19 protein-coding genes and 1 tRNA gene are annotated in these 22,039 nt (G+C 66.3%); 9 read left to right on the top strand and 11 right to left on the bottom strand.

Going from position 1 to position 22,039, the window contains the following annotated elements; genetic code table 11:
• The first annotated feature begins 38 nt into the window (after positions 1-38).
• The 3 genes from ACQR1D_RS10740 to ACQR1D_RS10750 all read left to right on the top strand — a co-directional run bounded on the left by ACQR1D_RS10740 (position 39) and on the right by ACQR1D_RS10750 (position 2,463).
• Complete coding sequence (locus tag ACQR1D_RS10740; RefSeq protein ID WP_316176950.1) at positions 39-746, top strand: glutathione binding-like protein; 708 nt, start codon at positions 39-41, stop codon at positions 744-746.
• Between the two features lie 131 nt (positions 747-877).
• A complete protein-coding gene (locus ACQR1D_RS10745) occupies positions 878-1,486 on the top strand; it encodes a 2-hydroxychromene-2-carboxylate isomerase (protein ID WP_316238861.1) in 609 nt (202 codons plus the stop codon).
• Positions 1,486-2,463 carry an NADPH:quinone oxidoreductase family protein gene (locus ACQR1D_RS10750; RefSeq protein ID WP_316238862.1) on the top strand — a complete coding sequence of 326 codons (978 nt, stop codon included), beginning with the start codon at positions 1,486-1,488 and terminating at the stop codon, positions 2,461-2,463. The genes ACQR1D_RS10745 and ACQR1D_RS10750 overlap by 1 nt, the downstream gene beginning before the upstream one ends.
• Before the next feature lie 315 nt (positions 2,464-2,778).
• Here the strand turns inward: ACQR1D_RS10750 and ACQR1D_RS10755 are convergent, their stop codons facing one another.
• The 8 genes from ACQR1D_RS10755 to ACQR1D_RS10790 all read right to left on the bottom strand — a co-directional run bounded on the left by ACQR1D_RS10755 (position 2,779) and on the right by ACQR1D_RS10790 (position 13,612).
• Positions 2,779-3,669, bottom strand: coding sequence for a crotonase/enoyl-CoA hydratase family protein (locus ACQR1D_RS10755; protein ID WP_315801093.1), 891 nt, complete (start codon positions 3,667-3,669; stop codon positions 2,779-2,781).
• A gap of 356 nt (positions 3,670-4,025) precedes the next feature.
• Positions 4,026-5,462: an amidase gene (locus ACQR1D_RS10760; protein ID WP_434838399.1), complete on the bottom strand. Its 1,437-nt coding sequence runs from the start codon at positions 5,460-5,462 to the stop codon at positions 4,026-4,028.
• Between the two features lie 65 nt (positions 5,463-5,527).
• The gene (locus ACQR1D_RS10765) at positions 5,528-6,691 is read right to left on the bottom strand and encodes a M20 aminoacylase family protein (RefSeq protein ID WP_434838398.1); all 1,164 of its coding nucleotides are present in this window, start codon (positions 6,689-6,691) and stop codon (positions 5,528-5,530) included.
• Between the two features lie 22 nt (positions 6,692-6,713).
• Positions 6,714-8,213 carry a M81 family metallopeptidase gene (locus tag ACQR1D_RS10770; protein WP_434838397.1) on the bottom strand — a complete coding sequence of 500 codons (1,500 nt, stop codon included), beginning with the start codon at positions 8,211-8,213 and terminating at the stop codon, positions 6,714-6,716.
• Positions 8,214-8,465: 252 nt separating this feature from the next.
• On the bottom strand, positions 8,466-10,112 hold the full coding sequence (locus ACQR1D_RS10775; protein WP_434838396.1) for an ABC transporter ATP-binding protein: 1,647 nt from the start codon (positions 10,110-10,112) through the stop codon (positions 8,466-8,468).
• A 133-nt stretch (positions 10,113-10,245) separates the two neighbouring features.
• Positions 10,246-11,136, bottom strand: coding sequence for an ABC transporter permease (locus ACQR1D_RS10780; RefSeq protein ID WP_315801088.1), 891 nt, complete (start codon positions 11,134-11,136; stop codon positions 10,246-10,248).
• A 12-nt stretch (positions 11,137-11,148) separates the two neighbouring features.
• Positions 11,149-12,090: an ABC transporter permease gene (locus ACQR1D_RS10785; RefSeq protein WP_315801087.1), complete on the bottom strand. Its 942-nt coding sequence runs from the start codon at positions 12,088-12,090 to the stop codon at positions 11,149-11,151.
• Between the two features lie 391 nt (positions 12,091-12,481).
• Entirely contained in the window at positions 12,482-13,612 is a 1,131-nt protein-coding gene (locus ACQR1D_RS10790; RefSeq protein WP_315801086.1) for a M20/M25/M40 family metallo-hydrolase, read from the bottom strand.
• A gap of 269 nt (positions 13,613-13,881) precedes the next feature.
• Between ACQR1D_RS10790 and ACQR1D_RS10795 the strand changes: the two genes are divergently transcribed.
• Complete coding sequence (locus tag ACQR1D_RS10795) at positions 13,882-15,495, top strand: ABC transporter substrate-binding protein (RefSeq protein WP_315801085.1); 1,614 nt, start codon at positions 13,882-13,884, stop codon at positions 15,493-15,495.
• Between the two features lie 98 nt (positions 15,496-15,593).
• On the opposite strand, the gene ACQR1D_RS10800 is transcribed toward ACQR1D_RS10795, so the two are convergent.
• Positions 15,594-15,734: a hypothetical protein gene (locus ACQR1D_RS10800; RefSeq protein WP_315801084.1), complete on the bottom strand. Its 141-nt coding sequence runs from the start codon at positions 15,732-15,734 to the stop codon at positions 15,594-15,596.
• A gap of 263 nt (positions 15,735-15,997) precedes the next feature.
• Between ACQR1D_RS10800 and ACQR1D_RS10805 the strand changes: the two genes are divergently transcribed.
• The gene (locus tag ACQR1D_RS10805) at positions 15,998-17,608 is read left to right on the top strand and encodes an ABC transporter substrate-binding protein (RefSeq protein ID WP_434874262.1); all 1,611 of its coding nucleotides are present in this window, start codon (positions 15,998-16,000) and stop codon (positions 17,606-17,608) included.
• 127 nt (positions 17,609-17,735) lie between these two features.
• On the opposite strand, the gene ACQR1D_RS10810 is transcribed toward ACQR1D_RS10805, so the two are convergent.
• The gene (locus ACQR1D_RS10810; RefSeq protein ID WP_315801082.1) at positions 17,736-19,139 is read right to left on the bottom strand and encodes a methyl-accepting chemotaxis protein; all 1,404 of its coding nucleotides are present in this window, start codon (positions 19,137-19,139) and stop codon (positions 17,736-17,738) included.
• 222 nt (positions 19,140-19,361) lie between these two features.
• On the opposite strand from ACQR1D_RS10810, the gene ACQR1D_RS10815 reads away from it, so the two are divergent.
• The 4 genes from ACQR1D_RS10815 (at position 19,362) to ACQR1D_RS10830 (ending at position 21,817) form a co-directional block, all read left to right on the top strand.
• On the top strand, positions 19,362-19,691 hold the full coding sequence (locus tag ACQR1D_RS10815; protein WP_315801081.1) for an ArsR/SmtB family transcription factor: 330 nt from the start codon (positions 19,362-19,364) through the stop codon (positions 19,689-19,691).
• Positions 19,684-20,169 (top strand): SRPBCC family protein, encoded by a 486-nt coding sequence (locus tag ACQR1D_RS10820; RefSeq protein ID WP_315801080.1) that lies wholly within the window; start codon positions 19,684-19,686, stop codon positions 20,167-20,169. The genes ACQR1D_RS10815 and ACQR1D_RS10820 overlap by 8 nt, the downstream gene beginning before the upstream one ends.
• Before the next feature lie 30 nt (positions 20,170-20,199).
• Complete coding sequence (locus ACQR1D_RS10825) at positions 20,200-20,859, top strand: glutathione S-transferase family protein (RefSeq protein WP_315801079.1); 660 nt, start codon at positions 20,200-20,202, stop codon at positions 20,857-20,859.
• Positions 20,860-21,091: 232 nt separating this feature from the next.
• Entirely contained in the window at positions 21,092-21,817 is a 726-nt protein-coding gene (locus ACQR1D_RS10830) for a Crp/Fnr family transcriptional regulator (RefSeq protein ID WP_315801078.1), read from the top strand.
• A 36-nt stretch (positions 21,818-21,853) separates the two neighbouring features.
• On the opposite strand, the gene ACQR1D_RS10835 is transcribed toward ACQR1D_RS10830, so the two are convergent.
• Positions 21,854-21,940, bottom strand: a tRNA-Leu gene (locus ACQR1D_RS10835).
• Positions 21,941-22,039: the final 99 nt, after the last annotated feature.

Consider the following 22,039-nt stretch of genomic DNA (forward strand, 5'->3'; position numbering starts at 1 on the left):
AGCGCGGCATAATGGTCCGGGGAAGGAATCGGGGAAGGATGATCGATCTCCACTACGCGCCGACGCCGAACGGCTGGAAGATCTCGATCACGCTCGAGGAACTCGGGCTGCCTTATACCGTCATTCCCGTCGACATCCGCGCCGGCGACCAGTTCAAGCCGGAGTTCCTGGCGATCAGCCCCAACAACCGGATTCCCGCGATCGTCGATCACGCGCCGGCCGATGGCGGCGCGCCGTTCCCGGTGTTCGAGACCGGCGCGATCCTGATCTATCTTGCCGACAAGACCGGCCGTTTCCTGCCGCAGGAGATGCGGGCGCGCTCGCGTGTCATCCAATGGGTGATGTGGCAGATGGCCGGGCTGGGGCCGATGATGGGGCAGCATGGGCATTTCGCGCTGTATGCGGCCGAGAAGATCCCTTATGCGATCCAGCGCTATCGTGATGAGGTCGCACGGCTGTTCCACGTGCTCGACGTGCAGCTCGGCAAGACCGGCGCCTACGTCGCCGGCGACGACTATTCGATCGCCGACATCGCCTGCTTTCCGTGGATGATGACGCACAAGGCCCAGGGGTTTACGCTCGACGACTATCCCGGCATCAAGCGCTGGTACGCGGTGTTGCGCGCGCGGCCGAAGCTGCAGGCGGGGCTGGCGATCGGCAAGTTCGTCAAGGAGCCGTTCGACGAGCAGTCGCGTCATGTGATGTTCGGCGCGCGGGCGAAAGAGATGATCGAACGAGGTTCATAAGAAACCCTCATGGTGAGGAGCGCCGCAGGCGCGTCTCGAACCATGAGGCCACGACGCGGGCCTCATCCTTCGAGATGCGCGCAGTGCGCGCTCCTCAGGATGAGGAAAAACAGCCAGAACGGAAATCATCCATGATCGAATTCTTCTTCGACTGCTCCAGCCCCTGGACCTATCTCGCCTTCCACAACATCCAGCCGCTCGCGCAGGAATTCGACGTCGACATCGTCTGGCGGCCGATCCTGGTCGGCGGCATCTTCAACACCGTCAATCCCAGCGTCTATGCGCAGCGCGAGAAGCCGGTGCCGGCCAAGGCGGCCTACATGCTGAAGGACCTCGGCGATTGGTCCCGCTCGGCCGGGCTCAAGATCAAGATGCCGCCATCGGTGTTCCCTGTGAACAGCGTCAAGGCGATGCGCGGCTGCATCTGGCTCGGCCAGGACATGGTGCCGTTCGCGCGGGCCGTGTTCGAGATCTATTGGGGCGAGGACCAGGACATCTCGCAGGATGCGGTGCTGACCGAGGTGTGCCGGCGCGTCGGCATCGATCCGAAGGCGTTCTTCGATGGGATCGCGCAGCAGGGCATCAAGGACCAGCTGCGCATCAACACCGAGGAGGTCGTCAAGCGCGGCGGCTTCGGCTCGCCGACCATCTTCGTCAATGCCACCGACATGTATTTCGGCAACGACCGGATGCCGCTGATCCGCGAGGCGCTGGCGAGGGCGAAGGGGCGCGCCAGCTGATGGCGCGGGCGATCGTCTGCCGCGAGCTCGGGCCGCCGGAGAAGCTGAAGCTCGAAGACCTTCCGCCACGCCCGCTGGCCGAGGGCGAGGTGCGGGTTAAGATCCGCGCGGCCGGCATCAATTTCCCGGACATCCTGATGGCGGCGGGCGAGTATCAGCTCAAGCCGGAGCTGCCGTTCACGCCCGGCGTGGAGGCGGCCGGCGACGTCATCGCGGTCGGCGCGGCCGCGACCGGCCATGCCGTCGGCGACAAGGTCATCGTCCGGATGCGCTTCGGCGCTTACGCCGAGGAGGCGGTGGTGGCCGGGAGCCAGCTCACGCCGCTGCCGTCGACCTTCGACTATGCTGAAGGCGCTACCTATCTGGCCGGCCACGGCACCGCTCATCACGCGCTGGTCGATCGCGGCCAGCTCAGGCCCGGCGAGACGCTGCTGGTGCATGGCGCCGGCGGTGGCGTCGGCCTTGCCGCCGTCGAGATCGGCAAGCTCCTGGGCGCGACCGTGATCGCGGCGGCGTCGTCGGAGGAGAAACTCGCGGTGGCACGCGCGCGTGGCGCCGATCATCTGGTGCTCTATGCGCGCGAGCCGTTCCGTGATGCCGTCAAGCGCATCACCGATGGCCGCGGCGTCGACGTCGTGTTCGATCCCGTCGGCGGCGAGGTGTTCGAGAACAGCGTGCGCTGCATCGCCTGGGGCGCGCGGCTGCTGGTGATCGGCTTCACCGGCGGCATCGGGCTCGCACGCACCAATCTGATCCTGATGAAGGGCGCCAGCGTGCTCGGCGTCCGTGCCGGCGAGGCGGTGCGGAAGGATCCCGAGCTGGGCCAGCGCCGCATGGCGGCGCTGCTGGAGTTCGCTGAGCAGGGCAAGCTGCGGCCGAACGTCTCCCATCGCGTGCCGTTCGCGGACTACGCCGCGGCGATGCGGCTGTTGATCGATCGCAAGGCGATCGGTCGGGTCGCGCTGGTGATGGACTGAGGCACACAGCGGCGCCAAACCACCGGTGTCGTCCCGGCCTTGAGCCGGGACCCATACCGCGTGATCTCTCTTGTGGCACCCTGAACGTCGTTCTTCGCCAAACAGCGCCCTGTGGTTATGGGTCCCGGATCGGCGCGCGCGTGCCGCGCGCTTGTCCGGGACGACACCGAGGGTGGGGTTTGGCACCGCTCGCCGTCATTGCGAGCGAAGCGAAGCAATCCAGGGCTAAGACGGGACTCTGGATTGTTTCGTCGTGGAGCCTGTCATCGGGCCGCGCTTTGCGCGGACCCGTTTGCTCCTCGCAATGACGGACGACTACTTGTACTCCCGCTCGTCCCACCACGGAAAATAATCCGGCATATCAGCCGTCACCGTGTTCTTGAACTGCGCCGGGCGCTTCTCCAGGAAGGACACCACGCCTTCCTTGACGTCGTCGGAGCGGCCGCGCGCGTAGATGCCGCGGCTGTCGACCTTGTGCGCCTCCATCGGATCGTCGGCGCCCATCATGCGCCACATCATCTGGCGGATCAGCGCGATCGACACCGGCGCGGTCTTCTCCGCGATCTCGCGCGCAAGCGCTCGGGCGGTCGGCAGCAGATCATCCGGCGGCACGACCTTGCTGACGAGGCGGCCGGCGAGCGCCTCCTGCGCCGGAAACACGCGGCCGGTGTAGCACCATTCCAGCGCCTGCGAGATGCCGACGATGCGCGGCAGGAACCAGCTCGACGCCGCCTCCGGCACGATGCCGCGCTGGGAGAACACGAAGCCGAACCGTGCAGCGTCCGAGGCAATGCGGATGTCCATCGCAAGCTGCATGGTGACGCCGATGCCGACGGCGGGACCGTTCACCGCGGCAATCACCGGCTTCAGCGACTTGAAGATCCGCAACGTCACCTGGCCGCCGCCGTCGCGCACCTGCGGATCGGAATAGTCGACGCGACCGTCGGCATGGCGCTTCACCGGACCGCGCTTGGCATCGCGGTCGAAGGTGTCGGCACCAGACGAAAGGTCTGCACCGGCGCAGAACGCGCGGCCCGACCCGGTGACGATGATCGCCCTGACGCCGTCGTCCTTGTCGGCGCGGTCGAAGGCGTCGATCAGTTCCTCCATCATGGTGCCGGTGAAGGCGTTGAGCTTCTCCGGGCGGTTGAGCGTGATGGTGAGGATCTTGTCGACGACGTCATAGAGAATGGTCTGGTAGGCCATGGGGTTTCCTGGTCCGCTGTTGTTATTAGTTAGGCGAGCCAAAAATCCCGCCGTCATTCCGGGGCACGCCCGAAGGGCGTGAGCCCGGAATCCATAACCACGATCGTGAGTATGGATTCCGAGTTCGTGCTTCGCACGCCCCGGAATGACGACACAAACTAAGACCCGCGACGTGACCACAATAGTTCAGCGTTGCGTGGCGGCAAAGACCCGATAAATCATTCCGCAGCATGGAAAGGCGTAAGGCAACTCGCCCATTCCTGCACCCAAGACTCGCTGATAACGCAGCGTCATCTTGTTTCAATGGGCGACGTCGCAGTGATAATCCGCGCTCACGCGTGGGGATAGCTCGTCGTCTAATGGGCGGATGGTTGTGAAGCCGGAGCCTTTGGCCATGGCCGCTGCTCGCCGCGTAATCCCTCGAACGTCTTGGCCATCCCGAGCACGCCGACATCGTCGAAGCGGCGGCCGACGATCTGCAGGCCGATCGGGAAGCCGTCGGAGTCGTAGCCGGCATTGACGGAGATCGCCGGGTTCTCCGACATGTTCCACGGTACGGTGTAGGTGATGTGCTCGAACGGCGCCTGCGGGTCGTTGACCGGCGAGGCGAACTCGGCGGGGAATTTCACGCCGGGCGAGACCGGCGAGATGATGTAGTCGTAGTCGCAGAACAGTCTTGCTGCGGCGGCGCGTAGCGCCATCGTGACGTTGAAGCCTCTGACGACTTCGACGCCGGAGAGCGCGGCGCCGCGCTCGGCCCATTGCAGGATGTAGGGCAGGGTCTTGGCGCGCGCCTCGGGCGCCAGCCGCGCCAGATCGTCCCACAGCCGCGCACGCCAGAAATTGTCGAGACCGTCGAGCATCTCGCGCGTCAGGAAGCCCTTGACCTCGCTGATTACGGCGCCGGCGTCCTCGAACGCTCTGGCGGCCGCCAGCGTCGTCGCGCGCACCGGCTCCTCGAGCGGCTGGCCGACGCCGCCGAGATCGAGCATCAGGCCGATGCGCAGCTTGCGCACCGGCTTCTCCGCGACCTTCCAGTGCAGGTCCGAGGGCGGCAGGCTGGTGCCGTCGCGCCTGTCCGGCTTGGACAGCACGCTCATCATCAGCGCGGCATCGTCGACGATGCGTGTCATCGGGCCGGCAACGCGGCCGACATAGGGCGGATCGATCGGCACGCGGCCGAAGCTCGGCTTGAGGCCGACGAGGCCGCACCACGACGCGGGCAGCCGGATCGAACCGCCGATGTCGGTGCCGACATGCAGCGGACCGTAGCCCGCGGCGGCTGCGGCACCCGCACCGGCGCTCGAACCGCCGGGGTTCATGCGGAGATCCCATGGATTGCGCGTCAGCGGATGGAAGCTCGACAGGCCCGACGACAGCATGCCGTAGTCGGGCATCGTGGTCTTGGCGAAGATGATCGCGCCAGCCTCGCGCAGCCGCGCCACCGGCGGCGCGTCGGCGGCGAGCGGCGTGCGCGTGACGCTGGCTGCGCCGAGCGGCATCGGCTGGCCCTTGGTGGCGAGATTGTCCTTCACCGTCGCCGGTACGCCGTCGAGCACGCCGGCCGGCTCGTCATTGGCCCAGCGCTCGGCCGACGCTTTCGCCGCCGCTCGCGCGGCGTCGGTGTCGAGCAGGTACAACGCCTTGATATCAGGCTCCCACGCCGCCACGTGCGCCAGCACCTCGTCCATCACCTCGGACGGCGAGAACTGGCGCGCGCGGTAGCCGGCGATCAGGTCGACGGCGGAGAGATCGTGAAGCGAGGTGATGTCGTCCGAGACGGGCTTGTGCATGCTGGTGCTCCCACGCCGAAGTTCATCTCGATCTGCCGCCCGCTCATTGACGTATGTCAGTCGCGCTAGGCTGCCTTAAGGCGCGTCTCGATGATGCGGGCGAACATGCTGGCGCCGATCGGCAGGATCTTGTCGTCGAGCACGTAGCCGGGATTGTGCACCGGCACCGAGCCGTCATGGCCGACCCAGAAATAGGCGCCCGGGATGGTCTGCAGCATGTCGGCGAAATCCTCGCTGCCCATCTTCGGCGTCGAGCGGGTCAGCACCTTGGACGACTCGACCACGGTGCGCGCGACTTCCTCGACCACCTTGGACTGCTCCTCCTGGTTCACCAGGACGCTGAACGTGTCACGGATGTCGACATCGATCTCGCAATTGAACGCCGCCGCCATGCCGGCGCAGATCGCGCGCATGCGCTCGCGCACCAGCGCGCGCACGGGGTCGGAGAACGCACGCACGGTGCCGCACAGCCAGGCATCGCCGGGAATGACGTTGTAGGCCGAGCCGGCATGGATCTGGGTGATCGAGACCACCGCCGCCTGCAGCGGCTCGACATTGCGGCTGACGATGGTCTGGATCGCCTGGGCCACGCTGGTCGCGATCACCACAGCGTCCTTGGAACGCTCGGGCATGGCGCCATGAGCGCCGTAGCCGGAAATGCGGATGTCGAAGAAGTCGGCGCCGGCCATGGCCGGACCGGGCAGGATCGCGATCTCGCCGTGCTCCAGGTCCGGCGCGTTGTGCAGGCCGTAGAGTTCGTCGCAGGGAAACTTCTGGAACAGGCCGTCCTTGATCATCGCGCGTGCGCCGCCGAGTCCTTCCTCCGCCGGCTGGAAGATGAAGTGCACGGTGCCGTCGAAGTTGCGGGTCTCGGCGAGATAGCGCGCCGTGCCGAGCAGCATCGTGGTGTGGCCGTCATGGCCGCAGCCGTGGAAACGGCCGGGGATGGTCGAGCGCCACGGCAGGTTGGTGTTCTCCTCCATCGGCAGCGCATCCATGTCGGCGCGCAGGCCGATCTTCCTTCCGCTGTCGTTCTTGCCCTTGAGCACGCCGATCACCCCGGTGCCGCCGAGGCCGCGATGCACCTCGATGCCCCATTGCGCGAGCTTCTCGGCGACGATGCCGGAGGTGCGCGTCTCCTCGAAGCCGATCTCGGGATGCGCGTGCAGGTCGCGGCGGATGGCGGTGAGCTCGTCGGCGTAACCTTGGATGCGATCGATGGTCGGCATGGGTGCGTTTCCGTTGAGAGGTTTATGCTTTGAACGCCGGGCCGTTCGGCTTGAGGCGGATGCCCGGACGCAGGCTGGTCCAGGGCAGGGTGGAGGGATCGGCGGGCATCGCGCCGGGCGCGGCGCAGATCAGGAGATGTTCGGCGATCGGTTCGAAATCGGCGCGGAAATGCACCGAGCTCTTGTTGACGAGAATGGCCTGTTCGGTCGGCTCGATGCCGACGAAGCGATACATTTCCTGGTCGGCGAGCTGGGACTTGTGCGAGGCCACCACGACCCTGACGTCGCCGATGCGCAGTGCCGCGGACGGTCCCATCTCCATCTTGCGACCGCCGTAGAATGGGCCGGGCGCGACGAAACGGCCGTCGGAAATCTTCTCGACGATGAAGCTTTCCTCGAACGGCGCATCGCCGGGAATGCCGCTCTTGCCGCCGAGCGACAGCGTCACGGTGGCCCCTTCGCCGGCTGCATGGGCGGCGAGCGCCGCCTGCGGATCGTAGATCATGCCGATCGCGGCACGGCTGGCGCGGTTGCGCACCAGCGCGCGCAGCATGCCGGTGGTGTCGGAGTCGCCGCCGGCGCCGGGATTGTCCTGGGTGTCGGCGATCACGATCGGGCGCGTCGCCGTCTTCGCCAGCGTCATGGCATGGCGTACGCCGTCATCGGGCGCGTAGATGCGGCCGTCGAAATCATCCTCGTGGCCGGTGACGATCGCCGCGATCGCATCCGCCGCGGCGTCCGCGTCGGCCTGCGTCCGGCCATAGGCGAACACGCTCGGGCCGCAATGGGCGAAATCGGCGGCGGGAAAGCCGGGCGCGAACGACAGTGTCGGCACCGCCTCGCTCTGCAGCGCCGCGAGCTTCTCGTAGATGCCCTTGGTCGGCTGGTCGTTGGTGCACTGCCAGCTGATCGGGATCAGGAACGGCAACTGCCGGAACGCCTTGGCAAGCGGCTCTTTCGTCCGCAGCAGCAGCGCGAGATGCTCCGCCGACGCGCGTCCGGTGTCGGCCATGTCGGTGTGCGGATATTTGCGATAGGCGATCAGCGCATCCGCATGCGCCATCATCTCGGGCGTGACGTTGGCGTGCAGGTCGAGGCTCGCGACCAGCGGCACGTGCGGGCCGATCACCTTGCGGACGCGGGCGAGGATCTCGCCTTCGCCGTCGTCGAAATGCTCGGTCACCATCGCGCCGTGCAGGTCGAGATAGACGCCGTCGAGCGGTCCGGCAGCCCTGATGCGATCGACCATCGTTGTCGTGATGCGCTCGAACGCATCCCGGGTGACATGCGCGGAGGGGCTCGCCGCACAGGCGATGGTTGGAACGATCTCCCAGCCGTTCGCTTCCGCGACCGCGATGAAGCCGGCCTGGCCGGCATTGATGCCGCGCATCGTCGTGAGCACGGAGGTCGCATCAACGATCGAGCCGCGGCCGCCGCCATGCATGAACGCGTCGTAGTCCGCTTTCGTCGGTGCGAATGTATTGGTCTCGTGCAGGAAGCCGCCGATCGCGACGCGCGTCATTACTTCGCCTCAGGCCGTTGAACGTATGATGACGTTAGACCCGGGTTCGCGGCCCACGCAAGCGATGGAGCGATGCCGTTTTGCATGCCGCTAACGCGTAGCCCGGATGAGCGGGCGCCCGCGCCCGAAGGGCGAAGGCGGGAGCGACATCCGGGTTCATCGCCGCAGGTCGTGAGACCCTGCATGTCGCTGTCGCCGCCGCGCGTTCCGCGCGCCGGCTGTCGCTCATACGGGCTACGGGAGCGGCCGCTGCTACGCCACCGCCTCAGACACGGGTCGGAAATTCGCAAAGTCCCAGTTCCGACCCGGCGCGGCTTCGAGCAGCGACCTGGTATAGGCCTCCTTCGGATGCGTCAGGATCTCGCCGGCCGGGCCCTGTTCGACGATGCGGCCCTTCTGCATCACGACGACGTCGTCGCAGATCTGCGCGGCAACGCGCAGGTCATGCGTGATGAACAGGATGGCGATGCCGAGGCGGCGCTGGATCTCGTCGAGCAGCTCCAGCACCTGCGCCTGCACCGAGACGTCCAGTGCAGAGACCGCTTCGTCGGCCACCAGCACGTCCGGATCGAGCGCGAGCGCACGGGCGATCGCGATGCGCTGGCGCTGGCCGCCGGAGAACTGGTGCGGATAGCGCGAGATCGCGTCCGCGGGCAGCCCGACCAGCTCGAGAAGCTCGCGCGCCCGCGCCATCGCCTTGTCGTGCGACGTGCCGTAATTGACGGGCCCCTCGGCGATGCTCTCGCCGACGGTGAGGCGCGGGTTGAGTGAGCGGTAGGGATCCTGGAACACGATCTGGATGCGCTTGCGGTGCGGCTGCAGCAGCCGCCGCGTCAGGATCGAGATCTCATGGCCGGCAAGGCGGACGCCGCCGGAGGTCGGATCGATCAGCCGGACGATGCAGCGCGCCACCGTCGACTTGCCGGAGCCGCTTTCGCCGACGATGCCGAGCGTGCGGCCCTTGCGCAGGGTGAGCGTGACGTTCTGCGCAGCGACGACCTCGCGCGCTTTGCCGAGGAACGAGCGCTCGCGATAGACCTTGCCGAGCTCGTTGGTCTCCAGCACCACCGGCTCGGTGCTGTCAGGCCGGGGCGGGCGCGGGATCAGGCTGGGCACGGACGCCAGCAGGTTGCGCGTGTAGTCCATCTCGGGCGCGCGCAGGATCTTGTCGAGCGCGCCGGTCTCGACCAGGCGCCCCTGGCGCATCACCGCGACGCGGTCGGCGATCTCGGCGACCACGCCCATGTCGTGGGTGATGAACAGCACCGCCGTGCCGTGATCGCGCTGCAGCTCGCGGATCAGCGACAGGATCTGCTTCTGCGTGGTGACGTCGAGCGCGGTGGTCGGCTCGTCGGCGATCAGCAGCTTCGGCTCGAGCACCAGCGCCATCGCGATCATGATGCGCTGGCGCTGGCCGCCGGACAGGCGATGGGGATAGGAGCCGAAGATTCGCTCGACGTCGGGCAGGTGGACCTGCTCCATCATGTCGAGGATGCGCTTGCGCCGCGCCCGTGCATCGAGCGACGTATGCGCGCGCAGCACCTCGTCGATCTGGCGGCCGACCGGCACGACCGGATTGAGCGCGGTCATCGGCTCCTGAAAGATCATCGCCATCCGGGTGGCACGCAGCTCACGCAGCCGGCGATCGGTCGCGGTGAGCAGCTCTTCGCCGACCAGCTTGACGCTGCCGCCGACGGCATGCAGCGCGTTCTTCGGCAGAAGGCCCATCGTGGTCAGCGAGGTCACGGACTTGCCCGAGCCGCTCTCGCCGACGACGCAGAGCGTCTCGCCTTTCTCGACCTTGATCGAGACGCCGTCGATGATGCGCGGGCCGTTCGGGTTCTTCGTCTTGCCGACGGTGACGACGAGATTGTCGATGTCGAGGATGGTGTCGGTCATTAGGTCAGGTCTCCGCCGTCATTGCGAGGAGCGAAGCGACGAAGCAATCCAGAGTCGCGGGCGTGGCCCTGGATTGCTTCGCTTCGCTCGCAATGACGAAAAGTGAGATGATCATCTGGGCTAAGCGGTGCCGTCACTTGCCGGCCTCGCGCTGCTTCATGCGCGGGTCGAGGGCGTCGCGGGCCGCGTCGCCGATCAGGTTGATCGACAGGATCGCGATCGACAGCAGCAGGCCGGGCCAGAAGATCAGCGACGGCTTGATCTGGAAGTAGGAGCGGCCCTCGGCCATGATGTTGCCCCAGGTCGGCGTCTCCGGGCTGATGCCGGCGCCGAGGAACGACAGGATCGCCTCGGTGAGAATCGCGGCGGCGCAGATGTAGGTGCCCTGGACGATCAGCGGCGCGATCGTGTTCGGCATCAGGTGCCGCCACATGATCTTGGGCATCGACGTGCCCAATGAGATCGCGGCCTCGACATAGGGCTCCTCGCGCGCGGTCAGCACGACGGAGCGGACGAGGCGAGCGACGCGCGGGATCTCGACGATGGTGATCGCGATCATCACGGTGCCGACGCTGGCGCCGGACAGCGACACCACGGCGATGGCGAGCAGGATGCTCGGGATCGCCATCAGGCCGTCCATCACCCGCATCATGATGGCGTCGACCCAGCGGAAGAAGCCGGAGACGAGGCCGATCACCAGGCCGATCGCGATCGAGATGATCGCCGCGCCGACGCCGACCAGAAGCGAGATGCGGCCGCCATAGATCGTGCGCGACAGCAGGTCGCGGCCATAGGCGTCGGTGCCGAGCAGATATTGCGCGCTCGACGGCTTGAGCCGCTGCGCCGGCGCGAGCAGCACCGGGTCGTGCGGCGCCAGCAGCGGCGCCAGGATCGAGATGATCACGATCAGCGACAGGCACACCGTGGCCACGGCGATGATCGGGGTCGAGGTCAGAAAGCCGAACCGGGGCCCGAGTCGCGTGGTGACCGGGATCGACGGCTCAGGAGTGGTGACGATTGCCATCGGAACAGGGCCTCAGTAGCGGATGCGGGGATCGAGCAGGGTGTAGGCGAGGTCGATCAGCAGATTGACCGCGAGATAGATGAAGGAGGTCAGAAGGATCATGCCCTGGATGACCGGATAGTCGCGCGCCAGCACGGCGTCGACGGTGAGGCGGCCGATGCCCGGCAGGTTGAACACGCTCTCGGTGACCACGACGCCGGAGATCAGCAGCGCGAAGCCGGAGCCGATCACGGTGATGACGGGCACCGCCGCATTGCGCAGCGCGTGCCGCAGCAGCACCGCGATCTCGCTGACGCCCTTGGCGCGGGCGGTGCGCACGAAGTCCTCGCCGAGCACATCGAGCATCGCGGCGCGCGTCATGCGCGCGATCAGTGCGACGTAGATGAAGGACAAGGCGCAGGTCGGCAGGATGATGCGCTCGAAGAACGGGCCGAAGCCAGCGCTGAGACTCTTGAAGCCCTGAACGGGGACCCAGCGCAGGTTGATCGCGAACACCTGGATCAGGATGTAGCCGATGACGAACACCGGCACCGAGAAGCCGATCACCGAGAGCGCCATCACGAAACGATCGATCCAGGTGCCGTGCTTCCAGGCCGCGATGACGCCGAGCGGGACGGCGACGAGGATCGACAGGATGATGGTCGAGATCGCGACCGAGATCGACGGCTCGATGCGCTGGCCGATCATCTGCAGCACCGGCACCTTCGAGATCAGCGAGACGCCGAGATCGCCATGCAGCAGCTGATTGATCCAGGTGAAGAACTGGATGTAGAGCGGCTCGTGCAAGCCGAGCGTGATGCGGATGCGCTCGAGCTGCTCCGGAGTCGCGTTGTCGCCGGCGAGAATCGCGGCGGGATCGCCCGGCGTCAGCCGCAGCAGGAGAAAGACGAACAGCGCCACCACGCCCATCACGGGGATGGACGCGAGGATGCGGCGAAGCAGATAACCGATCATCTTGAGAGAACCGCCTTCATGGTGCTGGGGCGACGCGCGCAACGTCGTGAGAGAGTGTGCATGTCACCGATGTCCATCGCTTTCAAGGTCTCCGATGTGCGCTCGCCCGCTCCTGCGCGCAGGATGACACGGTGTTCGTGATCCGCGCGAACCATCGCATTTGCGAACAATGTCGCAGCACTTTTGCGGCGAACCTTCTCGGAAACTTTGCAAGCCGCATGCCATCATGCGCGCGCTGCGGAGTGATTGTCCACTCGCCCCGTGCAGGTCCCGGAAAATGAAACCGTGCTGCTGCGCAGCGTAGCCCGGGCGAGCGCAGCGACCGCGCCGACGAGCGGGACCCGCATGTCGCTGACGCTCATGCGGGCTGCGCGCCGTCGCGTGCCGCGATCTAGTCGAGCGTCGCGAGCAGTCCCGCCATCAGGCGGCCGCGCTCGGCGAGGCTGTCGATCTCGATGTGCTCGTTCAGAGTGTGCATGTCGGTGCCGCGCACCCCTAGGCCGTCGAGGGTTGGAATGCCGAGCGCGCCGGTGAAATTGCCATCCGAGCCGCCGCCTGCCGAGCCGTGCGGCAGCGACAGGCCGAGCTGCTCGGCGATGCCGCGCGCCTTGTCGTACAGCGCCATGGTTCCGGAATCCGGCTCCCACACCGGGCGCGTCACGCCGCGCGTGACTTTGAAGGTCACGTCGTCGGTGGTGCCGGACAGTGCGAGCATGCGCTCCACGCCGCGATCGAGGTCAGCCTGCCGTTTCGCCATGCTGAGCGCTTCGCCGGTGGCGGTGGTGGCGACGCAGTTGACCCACTGGCCGCCATGCACGATGCCGACCGAGAAGGTGCAGTCCTCTGTCGTCATGCCATCGATGGCGAGGATCTGTCGCGCCATTTCCCGGATCGCGGAACGGCCCGCGCCGAGCCGTGCGCCGGCATGGCTCGGACGTCCGATCGCCTCGAGATTGAAGCGGGCGATGGCATAGCGGCCGGTCACCACGCCATTGTCCTGACGGCCCGGCTCGGGCACCAGCACGTATTTGTTGCGCTGCGCCTCGGCTTCGATGATGTCGCGGGTCGAGGGCGTGCCGACCTCCTCGTCAGGCGTGAACAGGACGGTGATCGGCAGCGGCGTGGCGATGGACGCCTTGCTCAACTGGCGGATCGCTTCCAGCGAGAGATAGTTGCCGCCTTTCATGTCGCAGATGCCGGGCCCGTAGCATCGGTTGCCGTCGCGGCGCCACGGCAGCTTGGCCAGCGTGCCGACGGGGTGAACGGTATCCATGTGGCCGGCGATCAGGATGCCCGGCTCACCCTGCCGCGGGTGCGGGAAGCGGGCGCGCACGCAGCCGGCGAAGCCCTGGCGTCCGGCGATGCGCTCGATCGTCGCACCCATGATCGCCATGTCGCGCGCGGCAAGATCCAGCATGCGCTCCACCGCGGCGGCGTCCCAGGTCGGACTTTCGCATTCGACCCAGCCGCGCAAGCCCTGCAGCATGATGTCGGTATCGAAGGGAAGATGGGCTGGATTCATTTGTGCTCTCTCAAGGCTTTGTCGCGATCTCATGACACGAGACGGAGTTGCGCGCGCCTTGTAAAGCGAAAGCTATGCAGACGTTAACGGCATTCTCAGCCCAGGGCCGCATGCGCTGAATGCGGATTGACGCGAAAGGCGACCTCTGCAACTGTCGAAAGCTCGCGACTTACAGCATGTTAGTTCGCACAAGGATTGATCTGCACGCCCAACGAATGGTCTGGATCTGATCAGTTTCAGGTCAAACCATCCACTCAGGAGACCTCGTAATGTTCCACAGCCCGCGCTGGAAACGTCTGACGCTCGCGACGAGCCTCGCCGTTTCCATGCTTTCGCTCTCGACGGCGCTGAGCACCCAGGCCATCGCAGCCGGCAAGAAGACGATCACGGCGGTGATGCATTCGGATCTGCGCGTCATCGATCCCGGATTCACGACGGCCTACATCACCCGTGACCATGGCTACATGGTCTACGACACGCTGCTGGCGACCGATTCGAATTTCAAGGTCCAGCCGCAGATGGCGGATTGGAAGATCTCCGACGACAAGCTGACCTACACCTTCACCCTGCGCGACGGCCTGAAATGGCATGACGGCACGCCGGTGACCGCCGAGGACTGCGTCGCCTCGCTGAAGCGCTGGGGCCGCAACGACGGCATGGGCCAGAAGCTGATGGACTTCACGGCGAGCCTCGAGGCTGCGGATGCCAAGACCATCGTGCTCAAGTTGAAGGAGCCCTATGGACTCGTCCTGGAGTCGATCGCCAAGCCGTCCTCGCTGGTGCCGTTCATGATGCCGAAGCGTCTCGCCGAGACGCCGGCGGGCCAGCAGATTCCCGAGCAGATCGGCTCGGGCCCGTTCAAATTCGTCAAGGCGGAATTCCAGCCGGGCGTGAAGGCGGTGTACGAGAAGAACACCGACTACGTGCCGCGCAAGGAGCCGGCGAGCTGGACGTCCGGCGGCAAGGTGGTGAAGGTCGACCGCGTCGAGTGGATCACGATGCCGGATGCGCAGACCGCGGTGAACGCGCTGCAGTCAGGCGACATCGACTTCATGGAGAACCTTCCCTACGACATGCTGCCGGTGCTGGAGGCGAACTCCGAGCTCAAGATCGACGTGCTGAACAAGTTCGGCTTCCAGACGCTCGGCCGCATGAACTTCCTCAACCCGCCGTTCGACAACGTGAAGGTGCGCCGCGCGGCCTTCCTCGCGCTGAACCAGAAGGACGTGCTCGACGCGCTGGTCGGCAATGAGAAGTATCAGAAGATCTGCGGCGCCGTGTTCGTGTGCGGCACGCCGCTCGAGACCGACGTCGGCGCCGAGACGCTGATCAAGGGCAACGGCATGGCGGAAGCCAAGAAGGCGCTTGCCGAGTCCGGCTATGACGGCACGCCGATCGCGATCATGGCGCCGGGCGACGTCACCACCCTGAAGGCGCAGCCCGTGGTGGCGGCGCAACTGTTGCGCGAGGCCGGTTTCAAGGTCGACCTGCAGGCCACCGACTGGCAGACCGTGGTGACGCGGCGCGCCAGCCAGAAACCTGTGAAGGAGGGCGGCTGGAACATGTTCTTCACCAACTGGGTCGGCGCCGACGTCGCCAATCCCGTGGTGAACGTCTCGGTCGGCGGCCGCGGCACAAAGGGCGGCTGGTTCGGCTGGGCCGAGGATGCCGAGATCGAGAAGCTGCGCGACGCCTATGCGCGATCGTCCTCGCTCGACGAGCAGAAGAAGATCGCCACCGAGATCCAGAAGCTGAACTACGAGAAGGTGATCTACATCCCGCTCGGCCAGTATCTGGTACCGAGCGGCTGGCGCAAGTCGCTGAGCGGCGTGCTCGACGGCCCGGCGACGCCGCTGTTCTGGAACGTCGACAAGAGCGAGTAGGCGGCGAACGCACTCGTGATGCAAACAAAGACGCGGCGAAGTGGAAACTTCGCCGCGTCTCTTTTTTGTTCCCGCATTCGCCCGTGCGTGAGCGCCCTTCAGCAGTGCGGATCGCGCACCGCTTCGAGACCCTCGACCATCAAGGGCGGGCTGATCTGATCCTGGGACGGGTTCTTCTCGGTGCGGATCGGCATGGCCGGACGTCGGCTGTCCCGCGGTTTGGTGACTTCATTCGGCATCATCAGGCTCCTTGCTGCTGCGCATAACAGACCGGGAGCCGCCGAGTTCCAGATGGCGGGACGTGATCGACGCAATCGCGATATGTGCATCCGCGTGATGCGGCGACCCATGCGCCCATGGCGATTGACCTGCGAGGGAACTGCTGCAAGTCTCCTCGCCGAGACTGTTCGCTGAAGCGTTTGCAGACGCGACGCAGGACGCCTCGTCAGGCCTTGATCGGTGTCAGGGCCCCCGGATGGAAGCTCACGCCAAGAGAGATCGCATGTCACATACTCCGCGCCGGACCGCATCCGCGCTCGTTTCATGGTTCGTCGCTTCGGTCATGGCCGTGTCGATGGCGGGCGTCACGACCGAGGCCTTCGCCGGCAAGAAGACGATCACGGCGGTGATGCATTCGGACCTGCGCGTGATCGATCCCGTGTTCACGCCGGCCTACATCACACGCGACCACGGCTACATGGTGTACGACACCCTGCTCGGGACGGACGCCAAGTTTCAGGTCCAGCCGCAGATGGCGGACTGGAAGGTCTCCGACGACAAGCTGACCTACACCTTCACCCTGCGCGACGGCCTGAAGTGGCACGACGGCACTGATGTCACCGCCGAGGACTGCGTCGCCTCGCTGAGGCGCTGGAGCCGCAACGACAGCATGGGCCAGAAGCTGATGGAGGCGACCGCCTCGCTCGAGGCCACCGACGCCAAGACCATCACCTTGAAGCTGAAGCAGCCGTACGGCCTGGTGCTGGAATCCATCGGCAAGCCGTCGTCCTACGTACCGTTCATGATGCCGAAGCGTCTCGCCGAGACGCCCGCGAACCAGCAGATCTCGGAGCAGATCGGCTCCGGACCGTTCAAGTTCGTCAAGGCGGAATTCCAGCCGGGCGTGAAGGCGGTCTATGAGAAGAACACCGACTACGTGCCGCGCAAGGAGCCGCCGAGCTGGACCGCCGGCGGCAAGGTGGTGAAGGTCGATCGCGTCGAGTGGGTCTCGATGCCCGATGCGCAGACGGCCGTCAACGCGCTGCAGGCCGGTGACATCGACTTCATGGAATTCCCGCCGCTCGACCTCGAGCCGGTGCTCGCCGGCAATCCCGATCTGTCGATGAACGTGCTGAACAAGTTCGGCTACCAGACCCTGGGACGCATGAACTTCCTGTTTCCGCCGTTCGACAACGTGAAGATCCGCCGTGCGGCCTTCCTGGCGCTGAACCAGAAGGACGTGCTCGACGCGCTGGTCGGCAACGCCAAGTACTACACGATCTGCGGCGCCGTGTTCGGCTGCGGCACGCCGCTCGAATCCGACGTCGGCTCGGAGACGCTGGTGAAGGGCAACGGCATGGAGCAGGCCAAGAAGCTGCTGGCCGAGGCCGGCTATGACGGCACGCCCGTCGTGATCCTCGCGCCGGGCGATGCGATCACCCTGAAGGCGCAGCCGGTGGTCGCTGCGCAGCTCCTGCGCGCCGCCGGGTTCAAGGTCGATCTGCAGACGACGGACTGGCAGACCGTGGTGACGCGGCGTGCCAGCCAGAAGTCGCCGAAGGAGGGCGGCTGGAACATGTTCTTCACCAACTCGGTGATCGCCGACTCCGGCAATCCGATCGGCAGCACCTTCGTCGGCGCACGCGGCCAGAAGAGCCCGTTCGGCTGGCCCGACGATCCCAGGATGGAGGAGCTGCGCGACGCCTTCGCCAAGGCCACCAAGCCGGAGGACCAGAAGCGGATCGCCGCCCAGATTCAGCAGGAGGTCTACGATCAGGTGATCTACGTGCCGCTCGGCCAATGGTTCATGCCGAGCGCCTGGCGCAAGTCGATCACCGGCGTGCTGGAAGGGCAGGCCGTGCCGGTGTTCTGGAACGTCGAGAAGAGCGAGTAGCGGAGGTCGTGTAGCCCGCATGAGCGCAGCGACATGCGGGTTCGCCACCGCCGTGCGTGAGATGCGTAGCCCGGATGTCGCTGCGCTCATCCGGGCTACGCATCTCACGCGGAACGACGATCTTCAATCACGCCTTGATCTGGTCCAGCGCCGCCAGCACCTCGCTGGATGCGACCTCGACCCGGCCGATCTCATTGAGCGCTTCCTCGATGTGCCCTGAGCTGAACAGCCGCGCCGCTTCCTTGCCGTGGCGGTGCACCGCCTCGTGCGGGCGCTCGAGGTTGCGGAATGCCGGATCCCCGGCCAAACGCCGACCGCCTTCGCCATAGTACCATTTGCCGAGCCGGCACGTGTGATGATCGGAGAGCTCGTCGGCGCGCAGTTGCAGCCGGCCGACCGACATGTCGACCAGCCGCTTTTTCCAGATCACATGGTCGGCCTTGGCCAGTCTCACCACCTGGTGGTCCAGCGAAAGCTTGGCGATCTCGCCCAGCATCTTGCCGACCTTCGCGTCCGTCTTGCCCATGGTGTCCGCGAGCGACATCACCTCGTTGGCATTGGCGGTCGCGAGATCGGCGATGATGGTGATGCCCTGTGCGACCTCGTCGGTCGCGGCGGACTGCTCGGCGAGAATGCCGGAGATTTCGTCCATCTTGGTGCTGACCACCGCGGTCCGGGTGCCGGCCTGATCGATCGCCTGCGCCAGATCGTCCATCTCGGACATGCCGACCTCGACCGCCTTGGCGCCGCCGGCCATGGCCTCGACGATGCCGCTCATCTCGCCCTGCAGCCGCTCGATGCGGCCCTTGATGTCCTCCGTCGCCTTGGTCGTCTGCTGCGACAGGTTCTTGACCTCGGCCGCAACGACGGCGAAGCCGCGTCCGAACTCGCCGGCGCGCGCCGCCTCGATGGTGGCATTGAGCGCCAGCAGGTTGGTCTGGTTGGCGATCGCGTCGATGGTGCCGACGATGGATCCGATCTCGGCGGAGGCGGCGCTGAGATCGGCGATCTTTGCCGAGGTGTCGCGCACAGAGCTGGCGATGCCGTTCATCGTCTGCAACGTCCGCCGCACCGCGGTCACGCTGTCCTCGACGGCCTGGCGGGTCGCGGCGGCCTCGGCTGCAGCCTGGGTCGACGTCGCCCGGATGGTGTGCACGGAGGCCTGCATCTCCACCGAGGCCGAAGCGAGGCTCTGGCAGCGCTCGGATTGATTGTTGGAGGCGCCGATCAGGCGCGCCGCGCTGATCGAGGCTTCGTTGCTGTTGATGCAGAGGTCGACGATGGAATCCAGGTCCTGGGAGGCGCGGGTGGCCAGCGCGATGCCCAGGCGATGGATGGCCTCGATCAGTTGCGGCTTGAGCCTGGCACGTAGCGCGGCAGCGTCGACATCAGCGACATCGCGGTTGAGCCTGCCGTCCGCCCAGTCGCCCAGGCACCGCGCCAGCGTGTCCTGGAAGGCGTCGTGTGCGTCCGTGTCGGGGGCGGGCGGGGCATCCGACGGTTCGTTCTTTCGGCTGCGGAATCCCAGCATCGTGCCTCTCATTGATGGCGAGCCCCGGCTGGCCTCGGAACGTCGCACGCAGGTGATCGACTCGGAACGCCGGCAGCCGTTGGTTCCACCGTGGTTCGGTTGTGGTTAACGGCGGGTTTCTCCCTGCAACCGGCGGTGGCGAGATCTGCTGGATCAGACTCTCGTGTTCCGCGTCGAGCCGGCATCCTTGACAGTTTGGTAAGTATTGGCTTACAGTAAGTCATGACTTACGAAGTGGCGCTGAACGTTTTGGCGGACCCGACGCGGCGGGAGGTGTTCGAGCGGCTGCGCGGCGGGCCGCGCCCGGTCCACGCGATTGCGGCGGGAATGCCGGTGTCGCGGCCGGCCGTCTCGCAGCATCTGAAGGTGCTGAAGGATGCCGGCCTGGTCGAGGAACGCAGCGAGGGGGTGCGGCGCATCTACGCTTTGCGCCGTGAGGGGTTGGCCGAGCTGCGCGACTGGCTCGACAGCTTCTGGGACGACGCGCTGCTCGCCTTCAAGATCGAGGCGGAGCGCACGCATCGGCAGACGAAAGGGAGGATCGATGAGTGAGGGTGCCGTGATCGCGCCGGTCCGGAAGCTTGTCCATGTCCGGGCGCCGATCGATCATGCCTTCGACGTGTTCACGCGCGGCCTGACGCGCTGGTGGCCGCATACGCATGGGGTCGGCCGCAAGCCGATCGAGAAGGTGCTGCTGGAGCCGAAGCTCGGCGGCCACTGGCTCGAGATCGCCGAGGACGGCACGGCGACCACGGTCGCGACGATCACGCTGTGGGAGCCGCCGCATCGCTTCATCATGCTGTGGCAGGTCGATGCGCAGTGGAAGCCGGATGCCGCGATGCGCTCGGAGGTCGACGTGCAGTTCGTGGCCGAGGGCCCGGACGCGACCCGGGTCGAACTGCTGCACCACAAGTTCGAAACCATGGGCAGCGAGGCCGGCGCGTCGATGCGGCGGGATGTCGACGGCGGCTGGCCGGGGCTGCTGCAGCGTTTCCTGGCCGAGGCCGAGCGGCCGCCGGCGTCATCATGAGAAGTTCATCATAAGCGTGGGGAGATCGTGATGTCCGAGTTCGTCGTCCATTCCGTGCCGGGAAGCCCGTTCGGGCGCAGCGTGTTGATTGCGCTGGAGGAGAAAGGCGTTCCGTATCGGCTCGCGGCGATGGCGCCGGGTGACTCCAAGGGGGCGGCGCATCTGGCGCGTCATCCCTTCGGGCGCGTGCCGGCGCTCGCGCATGACGGCTTCGCGTTGTACGAGACCCAGGCGATCCTGCGCTATCTCGACCGCGTGCTGCCCGAGCCGGCCCTGACGCCCGCGGATGTCCGGCAGGCCGCGCGCATGGACCAGGTGATGAACATCAGCGACTGGTACCTGTTCCAGGGCGTGTGCAACGTCATCCTCTTCCAGCGCATCATCGGCCCGCAATTCTTCGGCACGACCACCGACGAGGCTGCGATCGCGCGCGCGATGCCGCAGGCGAGAGCCGTCATCGCGGAGTTGTCGCGGCTGCTCGGCGAGCAGCCATTCATGGTCGGCGATCATCTGTCGCTGGCCGATCTGCAGGCCGCGCCGCAGGCGAGCTTCCTGTCGCTGACGCCGGAATGGGCGGAGCTGACCGCCGGCCATCCCAATCTCGTCGCGTGGATCGAGCGGCTGGAGGCGCGGCCGAGCTTCAAGTCCACCACCATGGCGGAGCTGACGGCGCGAGCGCAGGCGGCGTAGGCGCAAGCGGCGTCGATCATGCTTCGGGTGTCGCGCTGCGACGGCCGTCGGGACGGATGGGCGACTTTCAGCCGCATGATTAATCCAGGTTATATCGCTGCGGACCGGTTCCATTTTAGCTGCGACGCAGGTCGAAGGCTTCGGCATCCGCCGCCCCCGATCGACCGCCACAGCGTCCCGATGACCGGATGACGAATCCGGGTCGGCGGGACGGAAGCGCGCGCACCCCTTGATGCTGCGATCAGAACCCGATCTCGCCGGCTGCTGCGTCTCCTGCACCCACGTCGATTCCGGATTCTGTGCCGCGCTGTTCAGGGCCTGCCGGGCGCAGTCGGCGCTGCCGCGGCTCAATCAGCAGTTCTTCAGCGTCCGGGCCGGCCAGCAGATCAAATGCCAGAGCGAGGCGCGCGACGACGTGCTCGTGCTCTGCAGCGGCTGGGCATTCCGTTACATCCAGTTGTCGGATGGCGGCCGCCAGATCCTGCGCTTCCTGCTGCCGGGCGACATCTTCTCGCCGGCGGCGATCTTCGCCAAAGGCATGAGCTTCTCGGCCAAGGCCTTGACCCAGGTCCAGGTCAGCCGGCTCGATGGCGAGGAGGTCCGCAAGCAGTGCCGTGCCGACGAACTGGTCATGATGGAGGTGTTCCGCTCGCTCGGCGACAACGGTCGAGCCTCCTACGAGCTCATCACCGTGCTCGGCCAGCGTCCGGCCGAGCGCCGGATCGCGCATCTGCTGCTCAGCCTGATGCGGCGGGTCGCGGTGGACGGCGTGGTCCAGCACCACCGCTATCCGTTTCCCTTGAAGCAGCAGCACATCGCCGACGCCGTCGGCGTGACCTCGGTCCATGTCAGCCGCGTGCTCGCGCTGTTTCGCGATCGCAAGATCCTGACGATTGCGGAGGGCAGGCTGGAGGTCACCGATCTCGCCGAGCTGGAGCGGCTGGCGGCGCTGAACTGAGCCGGGCAGGGCAGTCGAGCGAGGCGTGCACAGGGCTGGTGCGGACGGTGGGACTCGAACCCACACGACGTTGCCATCGAGGGATTTTAAGTCCCTTGCGTCTACCGATTCCGCCACGTCCGCGCTTTGATCTTGGAGACCTGACGCATCATCCGGCGACGCCGGACGAGTTGCACTTTGACTCCAAAGCTCATCCTCTGCTTAAGCCAGCGCGAGCGCCTT

Source organism: Bradyrhizobium sp. HKCCYLRH2047 (assembly GCF_051168175.1).
Taxonomy (GTDB): domain Bacteria; phylum Pseudomonadota; class Alphaproteobacteria; order Rhizobiales; family Xanthobacteraceae; genus Bradyrhizobium.

What these genes read in the sequence shown, in the direction of transcription:
- ACQR1D_RS10740 (WP_316176950.1), top strand. Translation starts at nt 39, where the DNA reads ATGATCGATCTCCACTACGCGCCGACGCCGAACGGCTGGAAGATCTCG.
- ACQR1D_RS10795 (WP_315801085.1), top strand. Translation starts at nt 13,882, where the DNA reads ATGTTCCACAGCCCGCGCTGGAAACGTCTGACGCTCGCGACGAGCCTC.
- ACQR1D_RS10785 (WP_315801087.1), bottom strand. Translation starts at nt 12,090, where the DNA reads ATGATCGGTTATCTGCTTCGCCGCATCCTCGCGTCCATCCCCGTGATG.
- ACQR1D_RS10775 (WP_434838396.1), bottom strand. Translation starts at nt 10,112, where the DNA reads ATGACCGACACCATCCTCGACATCGACAATCTCGTCGTCACCGTCGGC.
- ACQR1D_RS10770 (WP_434838397.1), bottom strand. Translation starts at nt 8,213, where the DNA reads ATGACGCGCGTCGCGATCGGCGGCTTCCTGCACGAGACCAATACATTC.
- ACQR1D_RS10830 (WP_315801078.1), top strand. Translation starts at nt 21,092, where the DNA reads ATGCTGCGATCAGAACCCGATCTCGCCGGCTGCTGCGTCTCCTGCACC.
- ACQR1D_RS10765 (WP_434838398.1), bottom strand. Translation starts at nt 6,691, where the DNA reads ATGCCGACCATCGATCGCATCCAAGGTTACGCCGACGAGCTCACCGCC.
- ACQR1D_RS10745 (WP_316238861.1), top strand. Translation starts at nt 878, where the DNA reads ATGATCGAATTCTTCTTCGACTGCTCCAGCCCCTGGACCTATCTCGCC.
- ACQR1D_RS10750 (WP_316238862.1), top strand. Translation starts at nt 1,486, where the DNA reads ATGGCGCGGGCGATCGTCTGCCGCGAGCTCGGGCCGCCGGAGAAGCTG.
- ACQR1D_RS10780 (WP_315801088.1), bottom strand. Translation starts at nt 11,136, where the DNA reads ATGGCAATCGTCACCACTCCTGAGCCGTCGATCCCGGTCACCACGCGA.
- ACQR1D_RS10755 (WP_315801093.1), bottom strand. Translation starts at nt 3,669, where the DNA reads ATGGCCTACCAGACCATTCTCTATGACGTCGTCGACAAGATCCTCACC.
- ACQR1D_RS10805 (WP_434874262.1), top strand. Translation starts at nt 15,998, where the DNA reads ATGTCACATACTCCGCGCCGGACCGCATCCGCGCTCGTTTCATGGTTC.
- ACQR1D_RS10760 (WP_434838399.1), bottom strand. Translation starts at nt 5,462, where the DNA reads ATGCACAAGCCCGTCTCGGACGACATCACCTCGCTTCACGATCTCTCC.
- ACQR1D_RS10820 (WP_315801080.1), top strand. Translation starts at nt 19,684, where the DNA reads ATGAGTGAGGGTGCCGTGATCGCGCCGGTCCGGAAGCTTGTCCATGTC.
- ACQR1D_RS10810 (WP_315801082.1), bottom strand. Translation starts at nt 19,139, where the DNA reads ATGCTGGGATTCCGCAGCCGAAAGAACGAACCGTCGGATGCCCCGCCC.
- ACQR1D_RS10790 (WP_315801086.1), bottom strand. Translation starts at nt 13,612, where the DNA reads ATGAATCCAGCCCATCTTCCCTTCGATACCGACATCATGCTGCAGGGC.
- ACQR1D_RS10815 (WP_315801081.1), top strand. Translation starts at nt 19,362, where the DNA reads ATGACTTACGAAGTGGCGCTGAACGTTTTGGCGGACCCGACGCGGCGG.
- ACQR1D_RS10800 (WP_315801084.1), bottom strand. Translation starts at nt 15,734, where the DNA reads ATGCCGAATGAAGTCACCAAACCGCGGGACAGCCGACGTCCGGCCATG.
- ACQR1D_RS10825 (WP_315801079.1), top strand. Translation starts at nt 20,200, where the DNA reads ATGTCCGAGTTCGTCGTCCATTCCGTGCCGGGAAGCCCGTTCGGGCGC.